General features: G+C 59.6%; 13 protein-coding genes and 7 pseudogenes. 10 read left to right on the top strand and 10 right to left on the bottom strand.

Translation table 11 applies throughout. From position 1 onward, the window contains the following. Positions 1-363: 363 nt before the first annotated feature. The 3 genes and pseudogenes from AC0L21_RS36050 to AC0L21_RS36040 form a co-directional block, all read left to right on the top strand. Positions 364-1173: pseudogene (locus AC0L21_RS36050) on the top strand (IS256 family transposase); the annotation flags it as partial. After that, positions 1133-1558: an outer membrane protein gene (locus AC0L21_RS36045; RefSeq protein ID WP_473266592.1), complete on the top strand. Its 426-nt coding sequence runs from the start codon at positions 1133-1135 to the stop codon at positions 1556-1558. The pseudogene AC0L21_RS36050 and the gene AC0L21_RS36045, both read left to right, overlap by 41 nt. 5 nt (positions 1559-1563) lie before the next feature. Next, the gene (locus tag AC0L21_RS36040) at positions 1564-1713 is read left to right on the top strand and encodes a hypothetical protein (protein ID WP_473256142.1); all 150 of its coding nucleotides are present in this window, start codon (positions 1564-1566) and stop codon (positions 1711-1713) included. A 755-nt stretch (positions 1714-2468) separates the two neighbouring features. Here AC0L21_RS36040 and AC0L21_RS36035 read toward each other — a convergent pair. Together AC0L21_RS36035 and AC0L21_RS36030 are read right to left on the bottom strand one after the other, a co-directional pair. Next, positions 2469-2570, bottom strand: a pseudogene (locus AC0L21_RS36035) (IS66 family transposase); the annotation flags it as partial. A 172-nt stretch (positions 2571-2742) separates the two neighbouring features. After that, positions 2743-3094, bottom strand: a pseudogene (locus AC0L21_RS36030) (integrase core domain-containing protein); the annotation flags it as partial. Between the two features lie 1260 nt (positions 3095-4354). Here AC0L21_RS36030 and AC0L21_RS36025 point away from each other — a divergent pair. From AC0L21_RS36025 to AC0L21_RS36015, 3 genes are read left to right on the top strand one after another with little or no spacing between them, the layout of a single operon-like run. Then, positions 4355-5560, top strand: coding sequence for an HlyD family secretion protein (locus AC0L21_RS36025; protein ID WP_473256141.1), 1206 nt, complete (start codon positions 4355-4357; stop codon positions 5558-5560). Continuing rightward, positions 5560-7530, top strand: coding sequence for a glycosyltransferase (locus tag AC0L21_RS36020; protein WP_473256140.1), 1971 nt, complete (start codon positions 5560-5562; stop codon positions 7528-7530). Before AC0L21_RS36025 ends, AC0L21_RS36020 begins: the two co-directional genes overlap by 1 nt. Positions 7531-7539: 9 nt before the next feature. Then, positions 7540-8628: a PDC sensor domain-containing protein gene (locus AC0L21_RS36015; RefSeq protein ID WP_473266590.1), complete on the top strand. Its 1089-nt coding sequence runs from the start codon at positions 7540-7542 to the stop codon at positions 8626-8628. A gap of 313 nt (positions 8629-8941) precedes the next feature. Here AC0L21_RS36015 and AC0L21_RS36010 read toward each other — a convergent pair whose 3' ends face one another. Beyond that, the gene (locus AC0L21_RS36010) at positions 8942-10570 is read right to left on the bottom strand and encodes a putative bifunctional diguanylate cyclase/phosphodiesterase (protein ID WP_473256138.1); all 1629 of its coding nucleotides are present in this window, start codon (positions 10568-10570) and stop codon (positions 8942-8944) included. A 434-nt stretch (positions 10571-11004) separates the two neighbouring features. Here AC0L21_RS36010 and AC0L21_RS36005 point away from each other — a divergent pair, with 434 nt between their 5' ends. Beyond that, complete coding sequence (locus AC0L21_RS36005) at positions 11005-12408, top strand: GGDEF domain-containing protein (protein ID WP_473266589.1); 1404 nt, start codon at positions 11005-11007, stop codon at positions 12406-12408. Positions 12409-13096: 688 nt separating this feature from the next. Here AC0L21_RS36005 and AC0L21_RS36000 read toward each other — a convergent pair. From AC0L21_RS36000 to AC0L21_RS35975, 6 genes and pseudogenes are all read right to left on the bottom strand, one after another. After that, positions 13097-13207, bottom strand: a pseudogene (locus AC0L21_RS36000) (transposase domain-containing protein); the annotation flags it as partial. Between the two features lie 114 nt (positions 13208-13321). Beyond that, a pseudogene (locus AC0L21_RS35995) lies at positions 13322-14323 on the bottom strand (tyrosine-type recombinase/integrase). 46 nt (positions 14324-14369) lie between these two features. Next, complete coding sequence (locus AC0L21_RS35990) at positions 14370-15140, bottom strand: tyrosine-type recombinase/integrase (RefSeq protein WP_473256136.1); 771 nt, start codon at positions 15138-15140, stop codon at positions 14370-14372. A 101-nt stretch (positions 15141-15241) separates the two neighbouring features. Further along, positions 15242-15472, bottom strand: a complete 231-nt coding sequence (locus AC0L21_RS35985; RefSeq protein ID WP_473256135.1) for a tyrosine-type recombinase/integrase — start codon at positions 15470-15472, stop codon at positions 15242-15244. After that, positions 15469-15750 (bottom strand): hypothetical protein, encoded by a 282-nt coding sequence (locus AC0L21_RS35980; RefSeq protein WP_473266588.1) that lies wholly within the window; start codon positions 15748-15750, stop codon positions 15469-15471. Before AC0L21_RS35980 ends, AC0L21_RS35985 begins: the two co-directional genes overlap by 4 nt. A 161-nt stretch (positions 15751-15911) precedes the next feature. After that, positions 15912-16373, bottom strand: a pseudogene (locus AC0L21_RS35975) (IS3 family transposase); the annotation flags it as partial. 223 nt (positions 16374-16596) lie between these two features. Between AC0L21_RS35975 and AC0L21_RS35970 the strand changes: the two are divergent. Further along, positions 16597-17979, top strand: a complete 1383-nt coding sequence (locus AC0L21_RS35970; RefSeq protein ID WP_473266586.1) for an IS110 family RNA-guided transposase — start codon at positions 16597-16599, stop codon at positions 17977-17979. 2 nt (positions 17980-17981) lie between these two features. Here AC0L21_RS35970 and AC0L21_RS35965 read toward each other — a convergent pair. Further along, positions 17982-18239: pseudogene (locus AC0L21_RS35965) on the bottom strand (transposase); the annotation flags it as partial. Positions 18240-19250: 1011 nt separating this feature from the next. Between AC0L21_RS35965 and AC0L21_RS35960 the strand changes: the two are divergent. Both AC0L21_RS35960 and AC0L21_RS35955 read left to right on the top strand, forming a co-directional pair. Then, positions 19251-19691 carry an oleate hydratase gene (locus AC0L21_RS35960; protein ID WP_473266584.1) on the top strand — a complete coding sequence of 147 codons (441 nt, stop codon included), beginning with the start codon at positions 19251-19253 and terminating at the stop codon, positions 19689-19691. A 146-nt stretch (positions 19692-19837) separates the two neighbouring features. Continuing rightward, positions 19838-20596: an SDR family oxidoreductase gene (locus AC0L21_RS35955; RefSeq protein ID WP_473266582.1), complete on the top strand. Its 759-nt coding sequence runs from the start codon at positions 19838-19840 to the stop codon at positions 20594-20596. Positions 20597-21041: the final 445 nt, after the last annotated feature.

The following is a 21041-nucleotide window of genomic DNA, read 5'->3' as shown; positions in this document are numbered from 1 at the left end:
CGTAATCCGAAAGATTTATTCACGCCTCGCGGATGCAGCCGTTCCGTTCGAAAGCCATCGAGCGCAGCATCGACGGCGGCAAGAACATTGGAAAGCTCGTCGAGGCGCGGCGCGATGTCGTGCGATCGCTTCTCCCTCGGTCGACATCTTAACCGGTGGGCCGAAGCAAACCAGCCACACGCAGAAAAGTTGGTCGTTCCTGAAAAGTTGGTCGTTCCTGGTGGTGGTGTAGCTCGGTAGAGCGAAGCCGCCCAGACGCGCGCCCTCAATAGCGCCGTAGCGGGCGGGCGGCTTTGCGGTGCTCACCGGCAGTTCTCCGGTAGGATCGGGTTGCGACACGCCAAGGCAACCGAGGAACCAGCGATGACCGACGACATGATGAACCTGCGCACGCTGGTAGGGAAGTCCCCCGACGCCGATCTGCTGCGCGAGATGATCGGCTTTGCCGCCCAGCGTCTGATGGAGCTGGAAGTGGGAGGCCAGACCGGGGCGGCCTATGGCGAGAAGAGCCCCGAGCGTCTGGCCCAGCGTAACGTTACCGGGACCGATTTGGGAGACCCGCGCCGGTGCGGTTGAGCTGCGAATTCCCAAGCTGCGCAAGGGCTCCTACTTTCCAGGCTTCCTCGAGCCGCGCTGCATGGCCGAGAAGGCGCTCACGGCCGCGGTGCAGGAGGCCTATGTGCAGGGCGTCTCGGCCCGCTCGGTGGACGATCTGGTGCAGGCCATGGGCATGACCGGCATCTCCAAGAGCCAGGTCAGCCGACTGTGCGGCGAGATCGACGAGAAGGTTAAGGCGTTCCTCGCCGGCCCGATTGAGGGCGACTGGCCATATCTGTGGATCGACGCCGCCTACGTGAAGGTGCGCCAGAATGGCCGCATGGTATCCGTCGCTGTGATTGTCGCGGTCGGCGTCAATAGCGACGGCCGACGCGAGGCCCTCGGCATGGACATCGGCCCGTCCGAGGCGGAGACGTTCTGGACGGCGTTCCTGCGCAAGCTCGCCCGCCGCGGCCTGCGCGGCGTCAAGCTCGTCGTGTCCGATGCCCACGAAGGTATCAAGGCCACCGTAGCCAAGGTGCTCAATGCCAGCTGCAACGGTGCCGCGTCCACTTCATGCGCAACGCGCTGGCGCATGCCGGCAAGACTGGACGGCGTGTCGTCTCTGCCTTCATTTGTCAACAGAAGCGGATCTCTCCGCGGAGGACAGGCTGGCTACAACTGGCAGTTCGGTCGGGCCATCTTTGGCGTCCAGGGTGACATCGCCGGTGTGGATGTGAAGGGCACCAGTCCCGGCCTCAGAATTGGGGCATCGTGCACGGCCAAGAGCGATTGGTTAGCCACCGTCACGGGTCGGGTCGGCGGTGTTGTTGCCGACCGGACACTTGTGTACGTCAAGGGAGGTGCGGCCTGGATGCAAACGGATCATAACTTCAGCGTCCCTGCCGGTTTCGGCGGAGCGGCTTCCGTGAGCTCCTCCAGCACGAGCTGGGGTTGGTTGCTTGGCTCGGGTGCGGAATACGCGTTCTCGCCCAAGTGGAGCGCATCTTATCGAGTATAGCTAGATTGAGTTTCGACAAGAAGAACATCGCGCTGGATGTCTCAGCCTTCGCAGGCGCACCCGCAATCGCTAACATTGACTTGAAGAACAAGCTGTCGGTGGCCAAGATTGGCGTGAAGTATAAGTTCGGCGGGCCAGCCGTTGGATGGTGTTGACTCTCAAGGCTCCGAAGGAAAGCCCCGCTCACGCGACGCTTTCTCTTTGGCATCTGACGTCCTTCAAGAGCGATGCGGATGTCGGCTTGAGGTGACAACGGACATCAATGGAGCTCAGAGCATTAGGCCTACATAGCCGGGGAGGTGTTGCGCTCTGGGATAACGAAGCAGCGCCGCGACGCCGGCAACGGAAGTCGGCGTCGTGTTGGGAAGCGCCCACTCCAGATCCGGGTAGAAGTCGCATAGCTGCTCGACTCGTTCCTCGGCGCAAGGAAGTCCGCCTCGGCAGCGATGTCGAATGGCGCGCCGGCCCGATCGTCAATCCGTCCTACCGCCCTCGGACAAGGACGAATTGCTCGATCATTGTGGACTACCCACGAGGACGTCGCCGACGACAAGGTGCTCGCGTGGCGGCTTTAGCGGAAATTCATGCGTCGCGTGATATGTGGCGAGCATCTCAATTATTTTGCCGACCCTGGGGTCTATTGCCCTAAATCCCTGTCGCTTGGCGCGCTCGAACAGCGCATCTAACGAGTGTCCAACGTCATGTTTCATCAGCTCTTGCTGCGTCCCGCCGCACCCGCTCAACAAGCAAGGGAGCTGCCAGAGGCCCTCGCGGCCGAGGAGCCGGCGCCAGCCGCGACTCTGCCGATGTCTTCGATAGGGCCGGTTCGACGCATGCGGGAACGAAGGCGACGCCAACGCGATGCTGCACGGGGGCCAAGCGAGTTCGCCGTAACGAAGCTCCGTTCGCGAAGAGCGTATTTCTGGTTGAGCGCGATCAGACGGATCGAACGTTCGATAATGTTGTTGTCGAGCTCGATGCGGCGGCCATCATCGACAAAGCGCGTCACACCCTGGGAGCGAGATAACTCCAGCGGATGGTGACGGCGAGCTTGGCATTTTGTCATCTAGCGCCAATGACCTTGCCCCCAAAGGTTTTATCCAGTTCTGAGTTCGTCCTTGCCGCTGGATTTGCCGTGTTGGGCGCCTGTGGCAGGTCGTGGCGAGCTCGGACGGGGTTCTCTATCTGAGCTGCGAGTGGGGTCGCGTATCGTTGTAGTCGGCCCGCCAGCATCCAAGCGCGACGCGGGCTTGGGCCAACGACGTGAACAGCGTCTCGTTCAAAAACTCATCCAGCAGCCGACCGTTAAAGCTCTGATGAACGCGTTCTGCATGGGTTTGCCCGCGCGATGTAAGTGCCACGCGACGCAGCTCTGGTTGGTCCATGCGAGAATGGCGCTGCTGGTGAGCTCGCTGCCGTTGTCGCTGACCACCATGCTGGGCTTGCCACTCTCAATCATCAGCCGGTCCAGTTCCCGCGCCACGCGGGTGCCGGAGAGCGAGGTGTCGGCCATCAGCGCAGGCACTCGCGGGTACAAGCCGGAGGGGCAAGGTCATCGCCGCCGACACTTCACCACCGGTCGATTCGAATGTGCGGACGCTGTTCTGTATCAAAAGTGGTAGGTTCGTTGTCCGCGGTTCTCAGCTAACTTTACTATAGCCCTTTTGTGAGTAGCACACGTGCAACAAACGGACATCGCAACATGCAGACTTCATCTAAGCAACTCATCGATCTGCAACCGCGGGAGAAAACACGCCCAACCTACGCTGGGAGAGAAGAGCCCACCCAAAGAACGGAAGATGCAGCTCGCCACTGCCATCAAAAAGCAACGGAGCAGACCAACCGCAAGAAACAGGGGGCGGCTGATCACCGTACGCGTCTTGGGCAAGTTGCGGTTCATAGGAATAGCCCGATCAACTGCTCACTTCTTTGAGCGGAACTTGGAGACCGGCGCGGTCGAACCGGCCTAGAGGGTCGATGTCAGTCATGACCCCCTCGCTTAACGACGTTACACGGAACGATTTGCGTCCGAAGTCTCAGGAGTGAGCGCAAATCTCAACCGTATTGCCTGGGGCGGACACGGGAGCTGCATTAGAGAGCGGCCGTCAGTTGCCGGCCTGTCGTCCAAAACAGCCGACGAAACGGGCAAGCAGATCGGACGAAGTATGGAAGAAGTCCCCGCGGTCCGCCTAGGTGGTGTTTGCAGGGAAGTTAGATCGAGGACGTTTTTTTGGGAGGCAATCTTGAGTGCAATGAACGGATTGACTTTCACCGAAGCCGGCTGGGAGAGAATAGCGCACCTGATGTTTGGCGGACCCGATCAGAAGGGCCCGACCAATCGGCACAACCCGGTGTTCGTGCACGGTGCGCCTTGGACGCGCTTACATACCCTCCTTGGCGTGATCTTCCAGAGGCCTCTTGGGGAATGGATAGCATTCCGCCGCTTCAGTGGATGCACCGGGAAGGGGTTTGGTGGCGTATCGTCCACTCCATATCCGACGAGCCGATTACAAATATCCGGTCGTCGATTCCGCCCTTGTCCGGGTGCATCAGCGGAGAACGGTGGTCTGAAGATCAGGCGCTTGGCCGTTCGGCGGGCGGTCCGAACACGAAGATACAATCGGCCCAGCGCAAAACACGCGGAGCAATCTGGCTCCCTGTGCCGTTCCGGATGCCCTAAAGAGCCCGTTCGCTCAGGCAATACGGCTCACAAATACCGCGAGCAGACCGTATGACTTGCCAATACCAACTTCAGCCTGCTCTCGCTCTCCGGCCCGATGCGATCGGAAGTCAGCCATGAGGCTCGCACGTGTGGTCGTCGGCTTGGTTCTTTTGGTCGGGGGGCTATACGTCATCGTTGGGGAGCACTTCTCTGGAACGTCGGCAGATGCGACCGTAAATGCACGGCTCTATATTGTTCGCGCCCCTATCGAAGGAAGAGTAAGCCTCTCCGTCAAAAGCATCGGAACGCGCGTCAACCCGGGGGAACTTGCGGCTGAAGTGACCGATGAACGATTCGATACCGCTCGACTTCTCGACCTCGAGCGCGATCGAGACAACCAACAAATCGAACTTAAACGCGTTGGGGGCCAGCGAGCCGCCCTCTCGCTGTCAAGGGCCGAGTTCGATGCGCAATCAACCGGGTATCAGCGCGGCCGAATCCGGCAGATCGAGGCGCGGATCGCAGAAACCAGAGCGGCCCAAGACGCATCTGCCGCGCGGCTGCGCGAGGCGGACGCGGAATTCAAGCGGGCCAACGAGCTGAGCAATCGCGGCGTGCAGACGATAGCCAATCTGGGTCGGGCTCGTGCCACACTCGATGTGGCACAGCAAGAATTGGAGAGTGCACAGCAGCGTGTCAGTTACTTCGAAACGGAACTCGCCTCGGCCCGCGAGGGTGTATTCATCGCAGAGGCCTCTAGCGACGCTCCCTTCTCGATGCAGCGAATTCGGGATATCGACCTGCGACTGGCCGAACTGCATGTCGAGGAGGAGCAAGTGAAAGGCCGGATCGCCCACTTTGGTCGGCAAATCGATGCCGAGCGCCTGCGTGTCAATCGTTTGACCTCTGCCATACTAAACGCCCGAGTCTCCGGTTTGGTCTGGGATGTTCTGCGGGAGCACGGCGAGCACACACGGCGTGGTCAAGACCTCCTTAAGTTTGTCGATTGCAACAGCCTGATAGTCACAGCGGGCGTCTCCGAGTCGCTTTACGATAGCCTTTCGGTCGGGGCGCCGGTTCAGTTCCGGTTGTTCGGCGACGAGCGGATTTTCGACGGGACCATCACCCGACTCGGCGGTTCCGGCGCGTCGTCACTCTATGCAAATCTGGCGGTAGGACCAAGTACTCAACATCTTGAACGGTTCGACGTCACTGTGACCGTGCCGGATCTTGCGCAGCAGCCCGATCTCAGCTGCGCTATCGGACGCACCGGACGCATCATCTTTTCGAGCGGACCAATTGCACAGTTCCGCCGATTTCTTACACGCTACGGCTTCTGATGCTCGTACTGTCACCACTACTGGCCGCATTGGCGGGAGCCGCCGTCATTCTTGGACTTCGTTTCACAGTCTTGCCACTGCTCAATCCAAGCAAGTGGTACTGGCGAACTCTGCTCCTCGGGCTGGCCACAATTTTGTCCTGGCGTTACGTAATTTGGCGGTTCAGCGACACTCTGAAGCCAATCGATTGGACCGCGGGCGCGTTGTTCAGCTGGGGTTTCGCGTTGCTCGAGGCGCTGACAGTGTTGTCTTCGTCCATCGGCTTCGTAATCCTGTCGCGTGTAAGGGAACGGACTGCTGAAGCAGATCGCCACGCCGGCTGGTGGGCGCCTGAAGAAATGCCACGGGTAGACATCTTCATCACGACCTACAATGAGCCGCTGGAGATTCTCGAGCGAACAGTGATTGGCGCCAAGGCCGTCAGATTCAACAAGCTTCGTGTCTTTGTGCTTGATGATGGCCGCAGGGATTCGCTCCGCGAAGCTTGCGAGCGGCACAGTGTCGGCTACATCGTGCGCTCCGACAATATGCACGCCAAGGCGGGAAACATCAATCATGCGCTCTCGGTGCGCGCCTTGGATCCTGATCGGCCGGAATTCGTCGCCATCCTGGACGCCGATTTTGTTCCTCATCTCGATTTTGTAGAACGAACCTTGGCGCTGTTTCACGATCCGAGTGTCGGGCTGGTTCAAACGCCGCAGCACTTCTTCAATCCCGACCCGATCCAGCACAACCTGGGCATCAGCACCGGATATCCGGATGAGCAGCGCCATTTCTTCGATAACGTGGAGCCGGCGCGAGACGCTTGGGGAATCGCGATCTGCTGCGGTACCTCCTCCGTTATGAGGGTTCGAGCCATTGAGCAGATCGGCGGCATTGCGACGCAAAGTGTTACGGAAGACTTCCTGCTCACGCTGAAACTTGCAGAAAACGGATGGCAAACCGTTTATCTCAACGAGCCACTGAGCGAGGGGTTGGCTGCCGAGGGGCTCAAGGAATACATCGTCCAGCGGGGTCGCTGGTGCCTTGGTCTGACTCAGATTGTACGTAATTCATACAATCCTTTCGGCTCACACCGACTGGATTTGATGCACCGGATCAGTGTCATCGATTCATTTTTGTACTGGTCCACGACCTTTCCTTTCCGCCTTGCGAGTCTCATCTGTCCGCTGTTGTACTGGTGGCTCGGCATAACGATCGTGAACGCGTCATTGGTCGATATCACCAGATACTATGTTCCCTATTTTGCCATGGTCTTGGTGGCCTTGAATTGGCTTTCGAAGGGACTATTCATTCCCATAATCAACGATACGGCGCAGCTGATTGCTGCCTGGCCGGTCTGCCGGGCAGCTGCACTGGGTCTTTTGACGAGAGGACCTCACGAGTTCTCGGTCACGGCCAAAGGCGGCGACAGGACGAAGATTGTTGTCCAATGGGGGTTGATGCGACCATTCCTAATTCTGTTTGGACTGACTCTAGGTGGCTTGGTGGTGCCGCTGAATCCTGAACTTGTCTTCAATACTTCGTCGACATCCGGCGATGGCGTCGCCATCGTTTTGTTCTGGACGATCTACAACCTCTTCGTCCTGCTGATAGTGATCTTTGTGTGCATTGAGCGGCCTCGCCCCAATCGACCGCAGCGGCAGGTACCCGAGCCCATCACGTTAACGATTGGAGACGCCAGATACCGCGGCTGGTTGATCAATCTCAGTCCGGGCGGCGCGCGCATTAGCGGTCCGTCCGGACTTGTGGCAGGGGCGGCAGGGAAACTGAGCGTCCCCATCATTGGAGATGTCGACGCACATGTCGTTGCGTCAACCCGAGACGGCTATCGGCTCAGGTTTTCGCCAACAGCAACACAGCGGGCGCAGATCGTCGAAAAGCTGCACACGATCCAGGCCGTTCCGGGATCTGATCGCGGAGATATCGTGCGCATCATCCGCGAACTGGCACGGGCGCTAACCCATTAGGGAGACGTGATGACCAGGAGAAGACTAAATATACGCACCCTTGTGTTCTTTGGGGGCGCCACGCTGATGCTCGTTCCAGCCATGGTGACTGCAACGGTGTATACCGCGGCCCTACAGCAACGCGGCGAGCAGCTGCAGGTAGACAAGCTGACGACTCGCGGCCAACTAAGCGCTAATCTGCTGGCGCGCCGCCTCTACGGTGTTTGGATGGACGTGGCCCGGCTCGCTGACCTGATCGATCCGACCGATCTGGCAAGCGCCCACGAACACATCCAGTTCCTAAGCCGGCTGGATGGCCGCTATTCCTGGCTCGGCATTGCAGATCTTGAGGGCAAGGTGCTGGCGGCCAGGGATGGAATGCTCGAAGGCGAGAGCGCCGCGCAGAGATCATGGTTCAAACGCGGCATTGCGGGGCCCGCTGCCATCGACGTTCACGAGGCACAGCTCCTGGCGAGCTTGTTGCCGGTGTCTCCTGAACCGTATCGCTTCATCGACTTGGCTGCTCCACTGCGGCACGCAGGTTCGATTGCCGGCGTGGTCGGTGCCCATCTGAATTGGAGCTGGGTAGGTGAGGGGATGACGGCTTTACAGGCGCCCGGAATCGAGGTGCTGCTGCTTTCGCGCAACCGAACAGTCTTGTTTGGTCCACCTGAGCTCGCCAACAAGCCCCTCAACGTCGGCTCCGCCCTGGCAGCCAGCCGGCTCACCACCGCGTTTCTCAGCGAGCTATGGCCTGACGGCAAGGAATACTTTGTCGTGATCGTCCCCACCATTGGTTTTGCAGACCTTCCAAGCTTCGGGTGGTCTCTTCTGGTACGGCAGAATGCCAACCAGGCCATGGCGCCGGTCCGTGAATTGATCCGGTCGTTCTGGATCATTCTCGGCGCGGGCGCGGTGGCGGCTCTGGCGCTGCTCTTTTGTGCCGCCCAATGGCTCAGAACACCTCTGCGTCGGCTCTCGGAGTCCGCCGAGGCTATCGTGCTCGATTCCGCCGCCCGCCCGCCATACCAGGAAACCCGGTTTGATGAAGCCGCACGGCTAAGCGACGCACTGGTCAGGATACAGTCGAAGCTGATGAGCGCTTGGCCCGTCAGTTGACGACTTAAGGGCAGAAGCACGACTTGACTCATAATCCGGGTGAGCGCCTCGGAGCGTACATTCAGCCGAGTCTCCAGGGCATCGCTAACTCTTGGTTACTGCTTAGCCGGTGAAGCGGCGGCTGTTGTGGGCTGACGGTCGGTCGGTTTGGCGATCACCTCGATCTCATCGCTGAATGTTAGATCAAGGACAGGCTTTGGGAACTGCTGGTGCGGATTGAGACCGCGCAGCGTTTCTGCTCCGCCTCGCCGACTCGCCTGGTTAGACTGACAGCGGGAATTAGAAGAAGGTTCTCGAACCTGAACGCGTCGTCTCACTCATGCGGACGTCTGGTCACATCTTCAGCAACAGCCGTGCGGCCGGATTCGCGAAGTAGCGCGGGAATAGCGCCGGCTGGTTTGGCACCACTGAACAGATAGCCTTGTCCTTCGGTGCAACCATTGGCCGCTAGAAACGTCAGCTGGCCTGCGTCTTCGATGCCCTCGGCTGTGGTCGTCAAGCCAAATCCTTTTGCAAGGCCAAGGATAGCACGAACGATCACCCGGCTGTCAGGACTGTTGTTCAGATGCGAGACGAAGCTGCGGTCTATCTTGATCTTGTCGAGCTGAAATGAAAGCAGCTGGCTGAGCATAGCATAACCTGTTCCAAAATCGTCAAGTGCGATGCGGACGCCAGCTTGACGGAGCTCATCGATTACGGTCTTAGCAGCCGCGGTGTTTTCCAGGAGGGCGCTCTCCGTAATTTCAACCTCCAGGCGGTGCGGACTGAACCCGGTTTGGCGAAGGATCGATAGAATGCGTTGTGCAAGCGCGGGATCGAGCAATTGAATGGGCGAAATATTGAAGGCAAGCGTAAACGTCTGCGGCCATCCGTTGGCATCGAAACAGGCGCGTCGAAAAAGCTGATCTCCAAGAGCGTTGATGAGACCTACTTCTTCTGCAATCGGAATAAACACATCTGGCGGAATATGCCCCAAGCTCCTATTTTCCCAACGCGCCAGGGCTTCGAATCCGATGATGCAATTCTGTGTTAACGAAACCAACGGCTGGTAGTGAAGCTCGATAATGTCGGCCGCGATAGCGCTGCGAAGCTCTCGCTCGATCTGGATGCGCCGCTCGACATGGATGTCCATCTCTGGTTCAAAAAAGCGAATACAGCACCTGCCATTGCCTGGTGTCGGACTCAGTGCACGTTCTGCGCGCCTGATCAATTCGTCCAAATTGAGACCGTCCTTTGGGGCGATCGCGACGCCAATTCCAACACCCAACTCGGCTGCCCCCGTCTTCGCCGCGAAACTGTAGGGAGCGGACCCCACAATTCGGCGCGCCAGATTGGCAGGATCCTCGAGGGAGCGAATATCTGGCAGCACTATCCCGAATTCCTCCCCTCCAATTCGCGCCAGGACGCAATCGTCGCGCAAGAGGTTCGCGATGCCCTTGGCAAACTCGCACAGTGCGTCGTCAGCCGCCGCGCGGCCATGCGTGTCCTTTATCCTCCTCAAGCCACCCAAGCTAACCATCAGGACGGCCACTTGGTGGGTGTTGCCCGCGAGGCCAAGACACGAACTAAGTGTTTCATCAAATGAGCGGCGATTAGGGAGGCCGGTCAATGGATCGTATCGAGCCAGATCGTGCGCTACTCCTTCAGCAAGGCTTCGCGCCTTGGTTTCGCGGGCGAGATCGCTAAAGCGACGAAAGCTAAAGATTGTCAGCGCGATGCTCGCGGAGCAGGCGACGAACAAGATGAAAAAGATGTCGTCGATGGCGGAATCCGCGGGTGCGTGTTCCAGGTTGAACAGATGAGGGCCGAGCCGATAGGCGTGCGCCAGGATCGATACGAGAACGACGCCCGCCAACAGAACGATCAAATCCCTTGTGGCAGAACCAGGCCAAACGAACCAATCGGCGCGCAATAGGCGCGATCGTGGAGAAGACAAACTCATGACACGAACCTTCGGTGACCCGGTCGTTCCAATGAGGTTCTTACGGCTTAAGTGCTAACCGAACACCAACTCTCCGCCGATTGCCAAACAACTCGCGCGACGGTTGGCAAGCGGCCGTGGTAAACGCGCCGTCGGATCACGATAGCAGTTCCCCGCAACGTCGCTAGCAACCGGCGTGCCAGTTCGTACGTGATTAACCCGAATTCATAAGTGGCGAGTCGAGGCGCCGCGTGGGTTTGCGGGCCCTGCGGCGCGCGAGGATGCATGCCTGGAACGGGGGGTGTTTTCGTGCTACGGTTGATGCCTTGGATTGTGTATCGACTGGCTGTGCCACTCGCGTGATTCGTCTCGGTCTAACGGCGCTCTCGCAACCGCAGAGCGACCGACAGTCCACGTAAGCGAGTACAGGTATCATTATGGGAGACGTTCTGCATATGAGCACCAACGTTGCGGTGCACGAGCCGCCCGACCCACTGCGGCTGGTCACACAGGTGTATATGAGCCTTCTCCTCATCACCTTTGCTCTGATGCCCGCGCCCTTGATCGCCTACCTGTATTTCCAGCAGGATCGTACGCTAAAGTTTGAAAATCATCTGTTCCACGAATTTGCGATCGCCGTCGCCGCCCTTGAAGGGATGTTCGTCGCTTATGTGACGTGGCGTTGCTACCGGTCTTCCGGCGAACCTCTGTTGCGTTGGTTAACGCTTGGATTTCTAGGCTTCGTGCTGATCTATTCGCCGCACGGCGCCTTCACCGGTATGGCACACCACAACATTTGGCTGTTTCTCCTCTATGGACCCGCATCGCGTCTCGCGATGTCTATTCTGCTCTTCGCTGGGTTGCTCAGCTACAATCACCCGTCAGACGACGTCCAGAAGCGTTCGGATGCGCGCGCATGGCGGATGTGGATTGGCCTGTTCCTGGCGATGGACATAGCCGTCGCTTTAATCGCCTACTCCCCGTATGCGGCACACCCGGCGGTACGCTTGTCCATGGAGGGCGGCGCCCTTGTGTTCAGCGCGCTGGACGTCGCCGTCATGCTTATGCGACGGATTTACTCACCACTTATGCTTGTTTTCGGCATTTCGGTCGCGTGGTTTGCAATATCGTCGCTCGCATTCATTGTGGCAACGCCCTGGAATCACATGTGGTGGCTCGCCCACGCGATCTTTGCCGGCGGGTTTTTCCTTCTCAGCTATGGAGTTGTCCAGGCTTTCCGAACGACGCAATCATTCTCGATCATCTATAGCCAGGAACAAATGATGGCCCGGCTAGCCGAGTCGATGGCCGACACTCAAAGGGCGCTACGGCAGCTGAAACTGAGCAATCAGACGTTGGAACGCCTTGCCGCCACCGACCCGCTGACCGGCGCCGGAAATCGGCGCCACTTCATCGAGCATATCGGCGCCGAGATCGCGCGGGCCAAGCGAAGCGGTGCTCCGTTATCTCTGCTGTCGCTTGACCTCGACCATTTCAAGGACATCAATGACTCGCGTGGTCACAGCGTTGGCGATGAGGTCCTCCGCGGATTCGTGCGGAAGTCTCTGGAGGCGATCCGCCCCTACGACTCTGTTGCCCGGGTTGGCGGAGAAGAGTTCATGGTGTTGCTACCCGGAGCGACGCTCGATACTGCCTACGCGGTAGCCGAACGCCTTCGGTCGACCATCGAAGGCACTGCATTCGATGTCGGAGCCCAACCGTCGGTCGGGGTTACGATCAGTGTTGGTGTCTCGGAGTTCGGGCGCGATGGAGATACGCTCGACGGGTTCCTGAACATTGCCGATCAGCGGCTCTATCGCGCAAAACATGAAGGTCGCAATCGAGTCATTGTCGCGTAAGGCTTCGTTCATCCGCGCGATAGCCTCAGGCGGACCGCGCCGCCACTACGGTTCCCGCCATCGTACTTCAGACCAGGTTGCGTCGTAGCCGCGTGCACCGCGCATTAGCCCATCACAAACAGCAAGGCACTCCATACTACCGACGAAATTCGAAGGGCTTTCCGCATGGCGGCCGAGTCTCGCTTGAAGAACCGCAGTGGCCGACGAACTTCATCAAAGATGAACTCAGGCCCCTTTCGACGACGATCCGGGGATCGCAGTCCACAAAGCCCACTCGCGCGAGGCACGACCATCCGGCTCCCGGATAGGGATGTGAAGAAGGTCACGACCTGATGGTAGCTGATAGGGCGATTTGAGATGCTTCATGATCTGCTCGCGTCGCCGCCGGAATTGTTCACGGCGGGATCCTTATTAGCCCCGCTTCTGCCATTCCACTTGAACGCCGCACCGAATCCGCCCGCCTTCGTGTAAAGCTTCGGACATCAGTGTCCGCAACCAGACGCAGCGATGATCTAGGATGTTGGTGATCGCCATCGATCCCAGTTCGGGGGACCTGCGAGCTGGCCAACCAGTCTCGACATAACCGTCTAAAACGACCAATGATCGAGAGATCCGCCCTTTGAGACGCTGATATGGCCCTCGTTTCGTAAGCGTCGTTCTCAAGCCACGGCTTCAATCTCATGATGGAATAGGCCCACGGAAGCAGCTGATCGATGTCGCTGTTTGAATGGCCGCTGACGATTCGGGCGAGGGCGTCGGTCAGGTAAGCGAGCGGATCGAGGTCGTTCAGCTTACAGGTTTATGCCGCCCGCCGAACTATGCCGAACGGGTTTGGTATGGCACGCCGTTGTCACGCTGGTACGCGTCGATGGCGTGCACGGCAGCCCCATTCCATTCGGCATAGTTTGGTCGTTCAGAGCGCCTCCAGAAAGGCGAGCAGGCGGTCGTTCGGCTGGAACCGGGTTCGCTTGCCGCGCTCGTACGGCTTGAGCTTCGCCAGGGCAGCTTCCTTGAGGACGAGGTGGGCGTGCAGGTACGTCTGCGTCGTCTCGACCGATTCATGACCGAGCCATAGCGCGATCACGGAGCAGTCGACGCCGGCTTGCAGCAGCTCCATCGCAGCGCTGTGCCTCAGCACGTGCGGTGACACGCTCTTGGCCTTCAAAGATGGGCAACTCTTGTGAGCGACACGAACATGCTTTCCCAGGAGCGACTGGACGCTGTCGGCACTGAGCCGGCCCCCGTGCACGTTGGGGAACAACGCTGTTGCTCCTTTCCGTTACGGTTCCTTGAGCCATGCCTGGAGCGCACACCGAGCGAGTGTGGTCAGCGGAGTGGTCCGCTCCTTCCGCCCTTTACCGACGCATCGTACGTGTGCGCCAGACCCGAGGTGGACGGCATCCCGGTCAAGGCCAGTCAGCTCGGAGAGGCGTAAGCCCGTCTGGGCCGCGACCAGCAGCAAGGTGTGATCGCGGCGGCCAAGCCACGTCGTTCGATCGGGCGCGGCGAGAACCGCCTCGATCTCGGGGCGCGTCAGGAAGTGCACCTGTCGCTTATCGTGGCGCTTGCTCGGTATGGCGAGCACGCGCTGGATCAGCGCACTGTGTGCCGGCTCCTCGAAGGACACGAACCTGAAGAAGGATCGGATAGCGGTCAGACGCAGGTTACGCGTCTTCGCGCTCGCGCCGCGCTTTACCTCGAGATCGGTTAGGAACGCGCCGATGAACGTTGCGTCCAAATCGGCGAGCGTCAGGGCCGATGGGGGCTTCCGCAGCTGCACCTGTGCGAACATGAATAGCAGCCGGAACGTGTCCCTGTAGGAGGCAATCGTGTTGCCGCTAACGTTGCGCTGGCGCATGAGGCGCTCGGTGAAGAAGCGCTCGATCAACGTGGCGACATTGCAGGCGGGCTTCATGGCGTCACCTCCCACCGCCGATCAAGACGCCGCGCCGCTTCTTCCATCAACTCGGGCAGACCGAGAGATACCAGTAGGTATCACGCACGCAGGCGTGGCCGAGGTAAGTGGAGAGCACTGGGAGTTGCTGCTCGACGTCCTTGCCTTCGCGATACCAGTCGAGCAGCGTCCGGATGGCGAAGCGATGACGGAAGTCGTGCACGCGTGGCCCGGTACGATCACCTGGGCGCCGCAGCCCGATCTCTCGGGACAATCGCCAGAAGACGCGATGAACGTACTCGTGCAGCAAGCGGCCTCCCTGTTCGGCAACGAAGAAGGTCGAGCCGCGGCGTGATCCGAGCATCGCGTCGCGCCGGTGGGCGTAGTCGCGCAACGCGGTTCTCGTCGTCGGATGCAATGGCACGAGCCGCGACATGCTGAACTTGGTCAGCCGGACCGTCAGCACGCCGGCGTCGAGGTCGACGTCATCACGCTCCAGGCCCATCGCCTCGGATATACGCATGCCCGTCACCGCGATCAGCCCGAACAGGGTATGGTAGGTCCATCGGCGCAGCCCGCCCGCTGGCGGCAGAGCCAGCGCTGCCGTCAGCAACGCATCGATCTCCGCGTCGCTGTAGACATAGGGCTTGGCGCGCTTCCATCCGGGCAGCATGCCGACGGGCGGTACCTCCGTTCTCAGATCGAAGTTGGCGACATGGCGCGCGAACCCGCGCACGTCGCTCAATCGCAGCGCCCAGGATGCATGACGATCGGGCGGCAGCGTTGCCCATTCCATTGCCAGCTTCGTCGTGATGATCCTGGCTTTGCGCTTCTCCATGAAGGCGACGAAGTCGGCGAGCCGACGGGTCTGGTGCTCGTACTTCTATCCAAACCCCTTGCGCATGCTCAGGTACTTATCGAGTGCGGCGCGCAGATTGGTCATTGCACGCCTCCCGGCCAGGGCAGGCTCAATGTTCTCAACGCATCGATATCGACCTTCGCGTAAATCCGGGTAGTGTCGTGGTTCTCGTGCCGCAGCAACTGTCCGATCTCCGACAAGGTCGCGCCAGATCGGAGAAGCTCGATAGCGAGACTGTGTCGGAAGATATGGGCGCCGTGGTGTGCGCAACCTTCGATTCCAACGCGATCGAGGGCGGCCTCGGCGATCATGGTGATCGCACATCCGGAAGCAAACCCGATGTGCGGCGCGAGTGTGCGGACGAACAACCGTCGGCACGACGACTTTGGGCGGCCACTGCGCAGATATGCAATGATGGCCGCGCCAACGTCTGGCGGTATCGCATCCGTGCACGCTGTCGGCCCTTGGCGCGAGCGAGTATCTCGCTGGCGCGCCAGTCGATATCATCGAGCGTGAGCGTCGCGACCTCGTCGGCCCGCAGGCCGAGCTTGGCCAGCAACAACAGAATGGCGTAGTCGCGCCGTCCCATCACCGTCTTTCGGTCGCAACCATCGAGAGCCTTCCGCACCCGTGCGGCAGGCAGATAGGTCGGCAGAGTTGCGAGCTTCCATCGCCGCATCGATGGAACGCAACCCGCCAACAGGCGCGCGTTCAGCCCCCGATGGTGGAGGTAACGGAGAAAGGCGCGCAGTCCAGCACCACGGCGAGATAGACGAAGCCACTCGCCATCGGGATGTAGGTGATGTCCATCGCCCAGACCTGGTTCGGTCGCGTGATCTCCATGCCGCGCAGCAGGTATGGATGGATCTTGTGGCCGGGCTCGGGTGTGGTGGTGCGCGGACGGCGATAGAGCGCCTCTATCCCCATCCGCCGCATCAGCGTTTTGACATGCCGGCGGCCGATCTTGCACCCCTCGGCAGCCAGCAGGCCTCTCAGCATTCGCGAACCGGCGAAGGGATACTCCAGATGCAGCCGGTCGAGACGCCGCATGATCGCGAGATCGGCGTCCGGCACCGGCCGCGGCAGGTAGTACACGCTGCCGCGGCTGATGTTCAAAGCCTCCGCCTGCCTGGTGATCGGCAGCTCGTGCTCATGGTCGATCATCGCCTTGCGCTCAGCAATCCCGCCTTGGTGAGCGCTCCTTCTAAAAAACTAGGCGCGGCGCTGCGCGCCCCCTGTGGGATAGAAACGGCCGGCGCTAGATTGCCGACCGGAAGGGAGCGGCCGATACGATTTTGGTGGCACGTGACCCCGTTAAAAAACCTGGTCCATGGGTTGTTGCGCACTTGAGAGTGGTGACGCCATCCGGCGATCCCGTTTAGGAATCTGATCAATTGCGCAGCTCAGCCCTTCTCTGTCAGCAGGAGGATTGGAGATGTACCGCAATGAGTCGAAGTCCAAGGTCGACCGTACCATGCCCATGGCGCACCTGAACGCGGCTGCCATCGATGTTGGTGCGAATGTGCACATGGCTGCCGTAGGACCTGATCACGCACTTGAGCCAGTACGCAGTTTTGGCACCTTCACGGCTGATCTCGATCAACTGGTAAAGTGGTTTGTGGAGTGCGGAGTCGAGACCGTCGTGATGGAATCAACCAGCGTCTACTGGATTCCGATCTTTGAGCTTCTCGATGCACAAGGATTCGCTGTGTTTCTTGTCAACGCGCGCGATGCCAAGCACGTGCCGGGGCGCAAGACCGATGTCAGCGATGCGCAATGGCTGCAGCGGCTCCATTCATTCGGGTTGCTGCGGGCCAGCTTTCGGCCCAAAGGGCAGATTGCCGAGCTGCGAGCCTACGTGCGTCAGCGCGAGCGCCTGCTAGAGTACGCGGCCTCACACATCCAGCATATGCAGAAGGCCTTGACGGAGATGAATCTTCAGCTGCACCACGTCGTCGCCGACATCACCGGTGCGACCGGCCTGCGTATCATACGCGCGATCCTTGCCGGCGAGCGCGATCCTGAGGCGCTGGCGTGCTTGCGCCATTACAGCTGCCACTCCAGCGCCGAGACGATCGCGAAGGCGCTCACCGGAAGCTACCGCGCCGAGCATCTGTTTGCGCTCGAGCAGGCACTTGCGCTTTACGACGCCTACCACGAGAAGGCATCTGCCTGCGACGCCCGGATCGAGGCTGTATTGAAGGAACTCATTATCCATAGGGGTCATGATAATGGATCAGCGCCGCCGGTCTCGCGGCGTCGGAATCGAACCGATCAGGCGAACGCTCTGGCGTTCGATGTCCGCGCGTCGTTGTTTGGGCTGCTTGGAAAGGACGTCACCACCATCGACGGCCTCGGTCCCTACCTCTCGCTGACGCTGATCGCTGAATGCGGCGACGACCTCTCCTCGTGGCCAAGTGCAAAGCATTTTACCTCCTGGCTGGGATTGGCGCCCAGCAACAAGATCTCCGGCGGCAAAATGCTCTCGTCCCGAACGCGTCGATCCGGCGGCAGGGCGGCGGCACTTCTGCGCCTTGCTGCCGTGACCGTGGGTCGTACTGACACCGCGCTCGGCGCCTTTTATAGACGGCTTTCAGCGCGCATCGGCAAGGCCAAGGCGGTGACGGCCACGGCCCGCAAGATCGCAGTTCTGTTCTACAATGCCGTGCGATACGGAATGGACTATGTTGATCCGGGGGCCTCGTCCTACGAGGCGCGTTACCGGACGCGAGTGGTCAACAATTTGCATCGGCGTGCCAAGGCATTCGGTTTTGTTCTTCAACCCTTGGAGCCAAAAGTAGGTGCTGCCGTTTCTTAGGAATCGTTCTCCAGCGTCAGTTCGCCGATCTTGGCGTGCAGCGACTTCACGTCGATCGCAGGCGTGGCCGGCGCAGCGCTGCCAGGTCCAAAAACTCCGGAAGCGCCAGCCTCCAGTTGCGCCTTCCACGCCGTAATCTGATTCGGGTGGACGTCAAAGTGCTCGGCCAGCTGAGCTATCGTCCGGTCGCCCTTGACGGCGGCAAGCGCCACCTTCGCCTTGAAGGCCGGTGTGTGGTTCCGGCGTGCTCGTCTGCTCATCGTCGCTCCTGATTCGCAGGCACCAGCGTGCCCGCTGTCAGGCAGAAACTCCACTTATCGACATGTTCAAATTTGCGGAGCCGGCTCTTCTCTCGTGGAGGTTGGCAGTCCTCTTGGCCCAGCGAACCGGCTAGAACTCAAAATGGAGCTTCAGGCTGAACGAAGGTCAATGCCGAACTCACCTATGGGAATTCCAAAGCGATTTTGGCTGCCCCAGTCAGGCCGGACAGCAGATTGCAGCTCGTTAGGAGGGTGCGCAAGTGTGTGACAGTAGCTCAAGCGCCAGGACTTCGACGCTGCGGCATATCTAAGGACAAGTATAATGACGTCTCAGAACCTGAGCGCATGTTCTTGATCGACGAAGCCTTGACTCGGGTGGACATGGCACGTTTTGCGGAAGATGGAGCCATTCCCATCCGCCAAACGTTCGTCACGGCCGCAGGAGCGCCATGACGTTCCAAGGCGGACCGCGCCATGACCGCATCGATGCCGCATAGTTCATCAGAGACCAATCGAGGCCTTAAGCTTCCAGTCGCAAAGGTTCTCTTGTCGACGATCGTCCTGGCGGCGACTACCTAAAGCGGTAGGCCCACCTCCTCGAACAAAGAGCTATGTGTTGGTTGCGCGCATAGTTCCCGATGACAAGTGCGTGGAAGTATCAGACCAGCGGACGGGTCCACATTCGCGATAATTGAAACAGCTCGCTTTCGGCTGAATATATTAAAACTGGAGGAGATTAGGTTCAGGGTTGCTCTGAGCGCTGGCGGATCCGCGAGGCCCGTGGCACAGGGAAAACCCATCTTGCTGAAAGCGTTGCCCGCGAGGTGAGGCCCAGCTGTGGCGGACCAACCGATCGACTGCAAGGATCGGAGCAAGAGCGACTAATGACTCCTCCAACGTCTTCGATTTGAAGCTCCGCACGTCGGAGACCCGAGAAGAGAAGATCGTTGCGAAAGAGAATCTAGAGCTGTCACGAGCGGGACCGTGACATCCTAAAGGTTACGGCGCTCAATGGACACGATTCCGGTTCTGAACAAAAAGCGAAACGGTAGCTCTTGGAAGCTTGGGGGCCGTTGGCCGAGCATGAGCTCGGACTTCGGTCGGCTGAAAGCCTTCTCGGGAAGTAGTGCTAGGCATGCCGGACTGATCACGATCAGGGGTTCCAATTGGCTTCTAACGTTGATTCGAAACGCACGGCCACACTATTTCGAACAGCCGACGAATGGTCGGGTCTACGTGCTGTTCGCTGACAAACCTGGTAACCGTCTCCGTAAGCGCGAGCCGGAGGGCGCGAGACGTGACGTCCTGATTGAGTTGCTTTCGCAATTGGCTTTACGGATGGTATTCGGCACATTTGTAGACAGCTCACGGGTCGTGAACGCAATGACGCCCCACATCACATCTCGGTTTATGCAACGGACTGGGACGGACCGACCGGAAATCATTCCCTAGGGATCGCGCAAACGCCGCGTAGACCACCGTGTTCACCTTGCGTTTGAGTCTCGTCTCTCGAAAATGACCAGCATGATCGGGGAGTTCGTTTTAGTGGTTGAAAAACTCCACACTGCCGCTACCCAACAAACGAATCGAGGCGTGTCGTGAGGCGCGTGAAGGGAAAAGTCATTCTAGTCACGGGCGGGGCTCGAGGGATGGGGGCCACCCATGCCCGCCTGCTGGTAGACGAGGGCGCAAGAGTAGTGATCGGTGATCTTCTTGAGGAAGAAGGAGAACTCTTCGCGGCTCAACTGGGCACGTCGGCTCTATATGTGCGTCAGGACGTCACAGAACCGGAGGATTGGGGCAACGCCATTGCGAGCGCAGAAAGTCGCTTCGGCGTGCTGGACGGCCTAGTCAACAGCGCGGCCATCTACAGCTTTGCGCCGATCGAGCAGCTCTCGCTCGAGCAGTGGAACAAGACTCTGGCGGTCAATCTGACCGGTGTGTTCCTCGGCATGCAGGCGGCTCTCCCGGCGATGCGCCGCGCTGGCGGCGGCTCGATCGTGAACATCTCATCGGCTGAGGGGCTGCGCGGTAGTGCAGGGCTCAATGACTATGTCGCCTCGATGTTCGGGGTTCGCGGTCTGACGAAGTCCGCCGCCCTGGAGGCGGCGGCGTCGGGTGTGCGAGTGAACTCTGTTCATCCAGGCTTGGTCACCGGCCCGACGAGCAAGAATCAGGATGGCTACCGCTCTCCGATTCCACTCGGGCGGGCCGCCCACCCCCAAGAAGTGTCGCACGCCGTGTTGTTCCTGCTAAGCGACGAGTCCTCCTATCTAACCGGATCGGAAATCGTGGTTGATGGCGGTCTGACGATAGGTCTCCCGCACAAATGTCTGCCACCGGAAAGCATCTTTTGAAAAACATCGACTCCTGGTGTCGTCCGGTCAAAGCAGCTTCAAACTCTCGACCGATCTCTCCTTCCTTGAGAAGCTGTAAGACTTGATGCAAACAATGCCGAAACGCGTTATGACCAACAGTCCTTCAAGAATCCGAGCAGCTATTCGGACCGTTAGACTAGCTTTCACGGCCGTCTTCCGTTCGATCCGCAATGTGCGTCCGGTATACCGGCGGTCGAGGAGAGGCGTGTGGAACGACGACTCGCAGGGGAAATGCATCTCCGGCCATGAGGAAGGGGATCTGCTGCGCGATCCCGCGGCTCGCAAATGGGCCGACAGTCCCCTGCAACCTCCTGAGAACTGAGCGTTCCGCGGCAAGCCGATAGATTGTCGTCCGTTAAGAAGCCGAATTGAGCGGGAGCGGACAGGCAAGCGTATGCGATAGCTGGATCGGGAAGAGGCACAA

The organism is Bradyrhizobium sp. WSM4873 (assembly GCF_055811355.1).
This window is presented reverse-complemented; position numbering and strand designations above follow the sequence as displayed.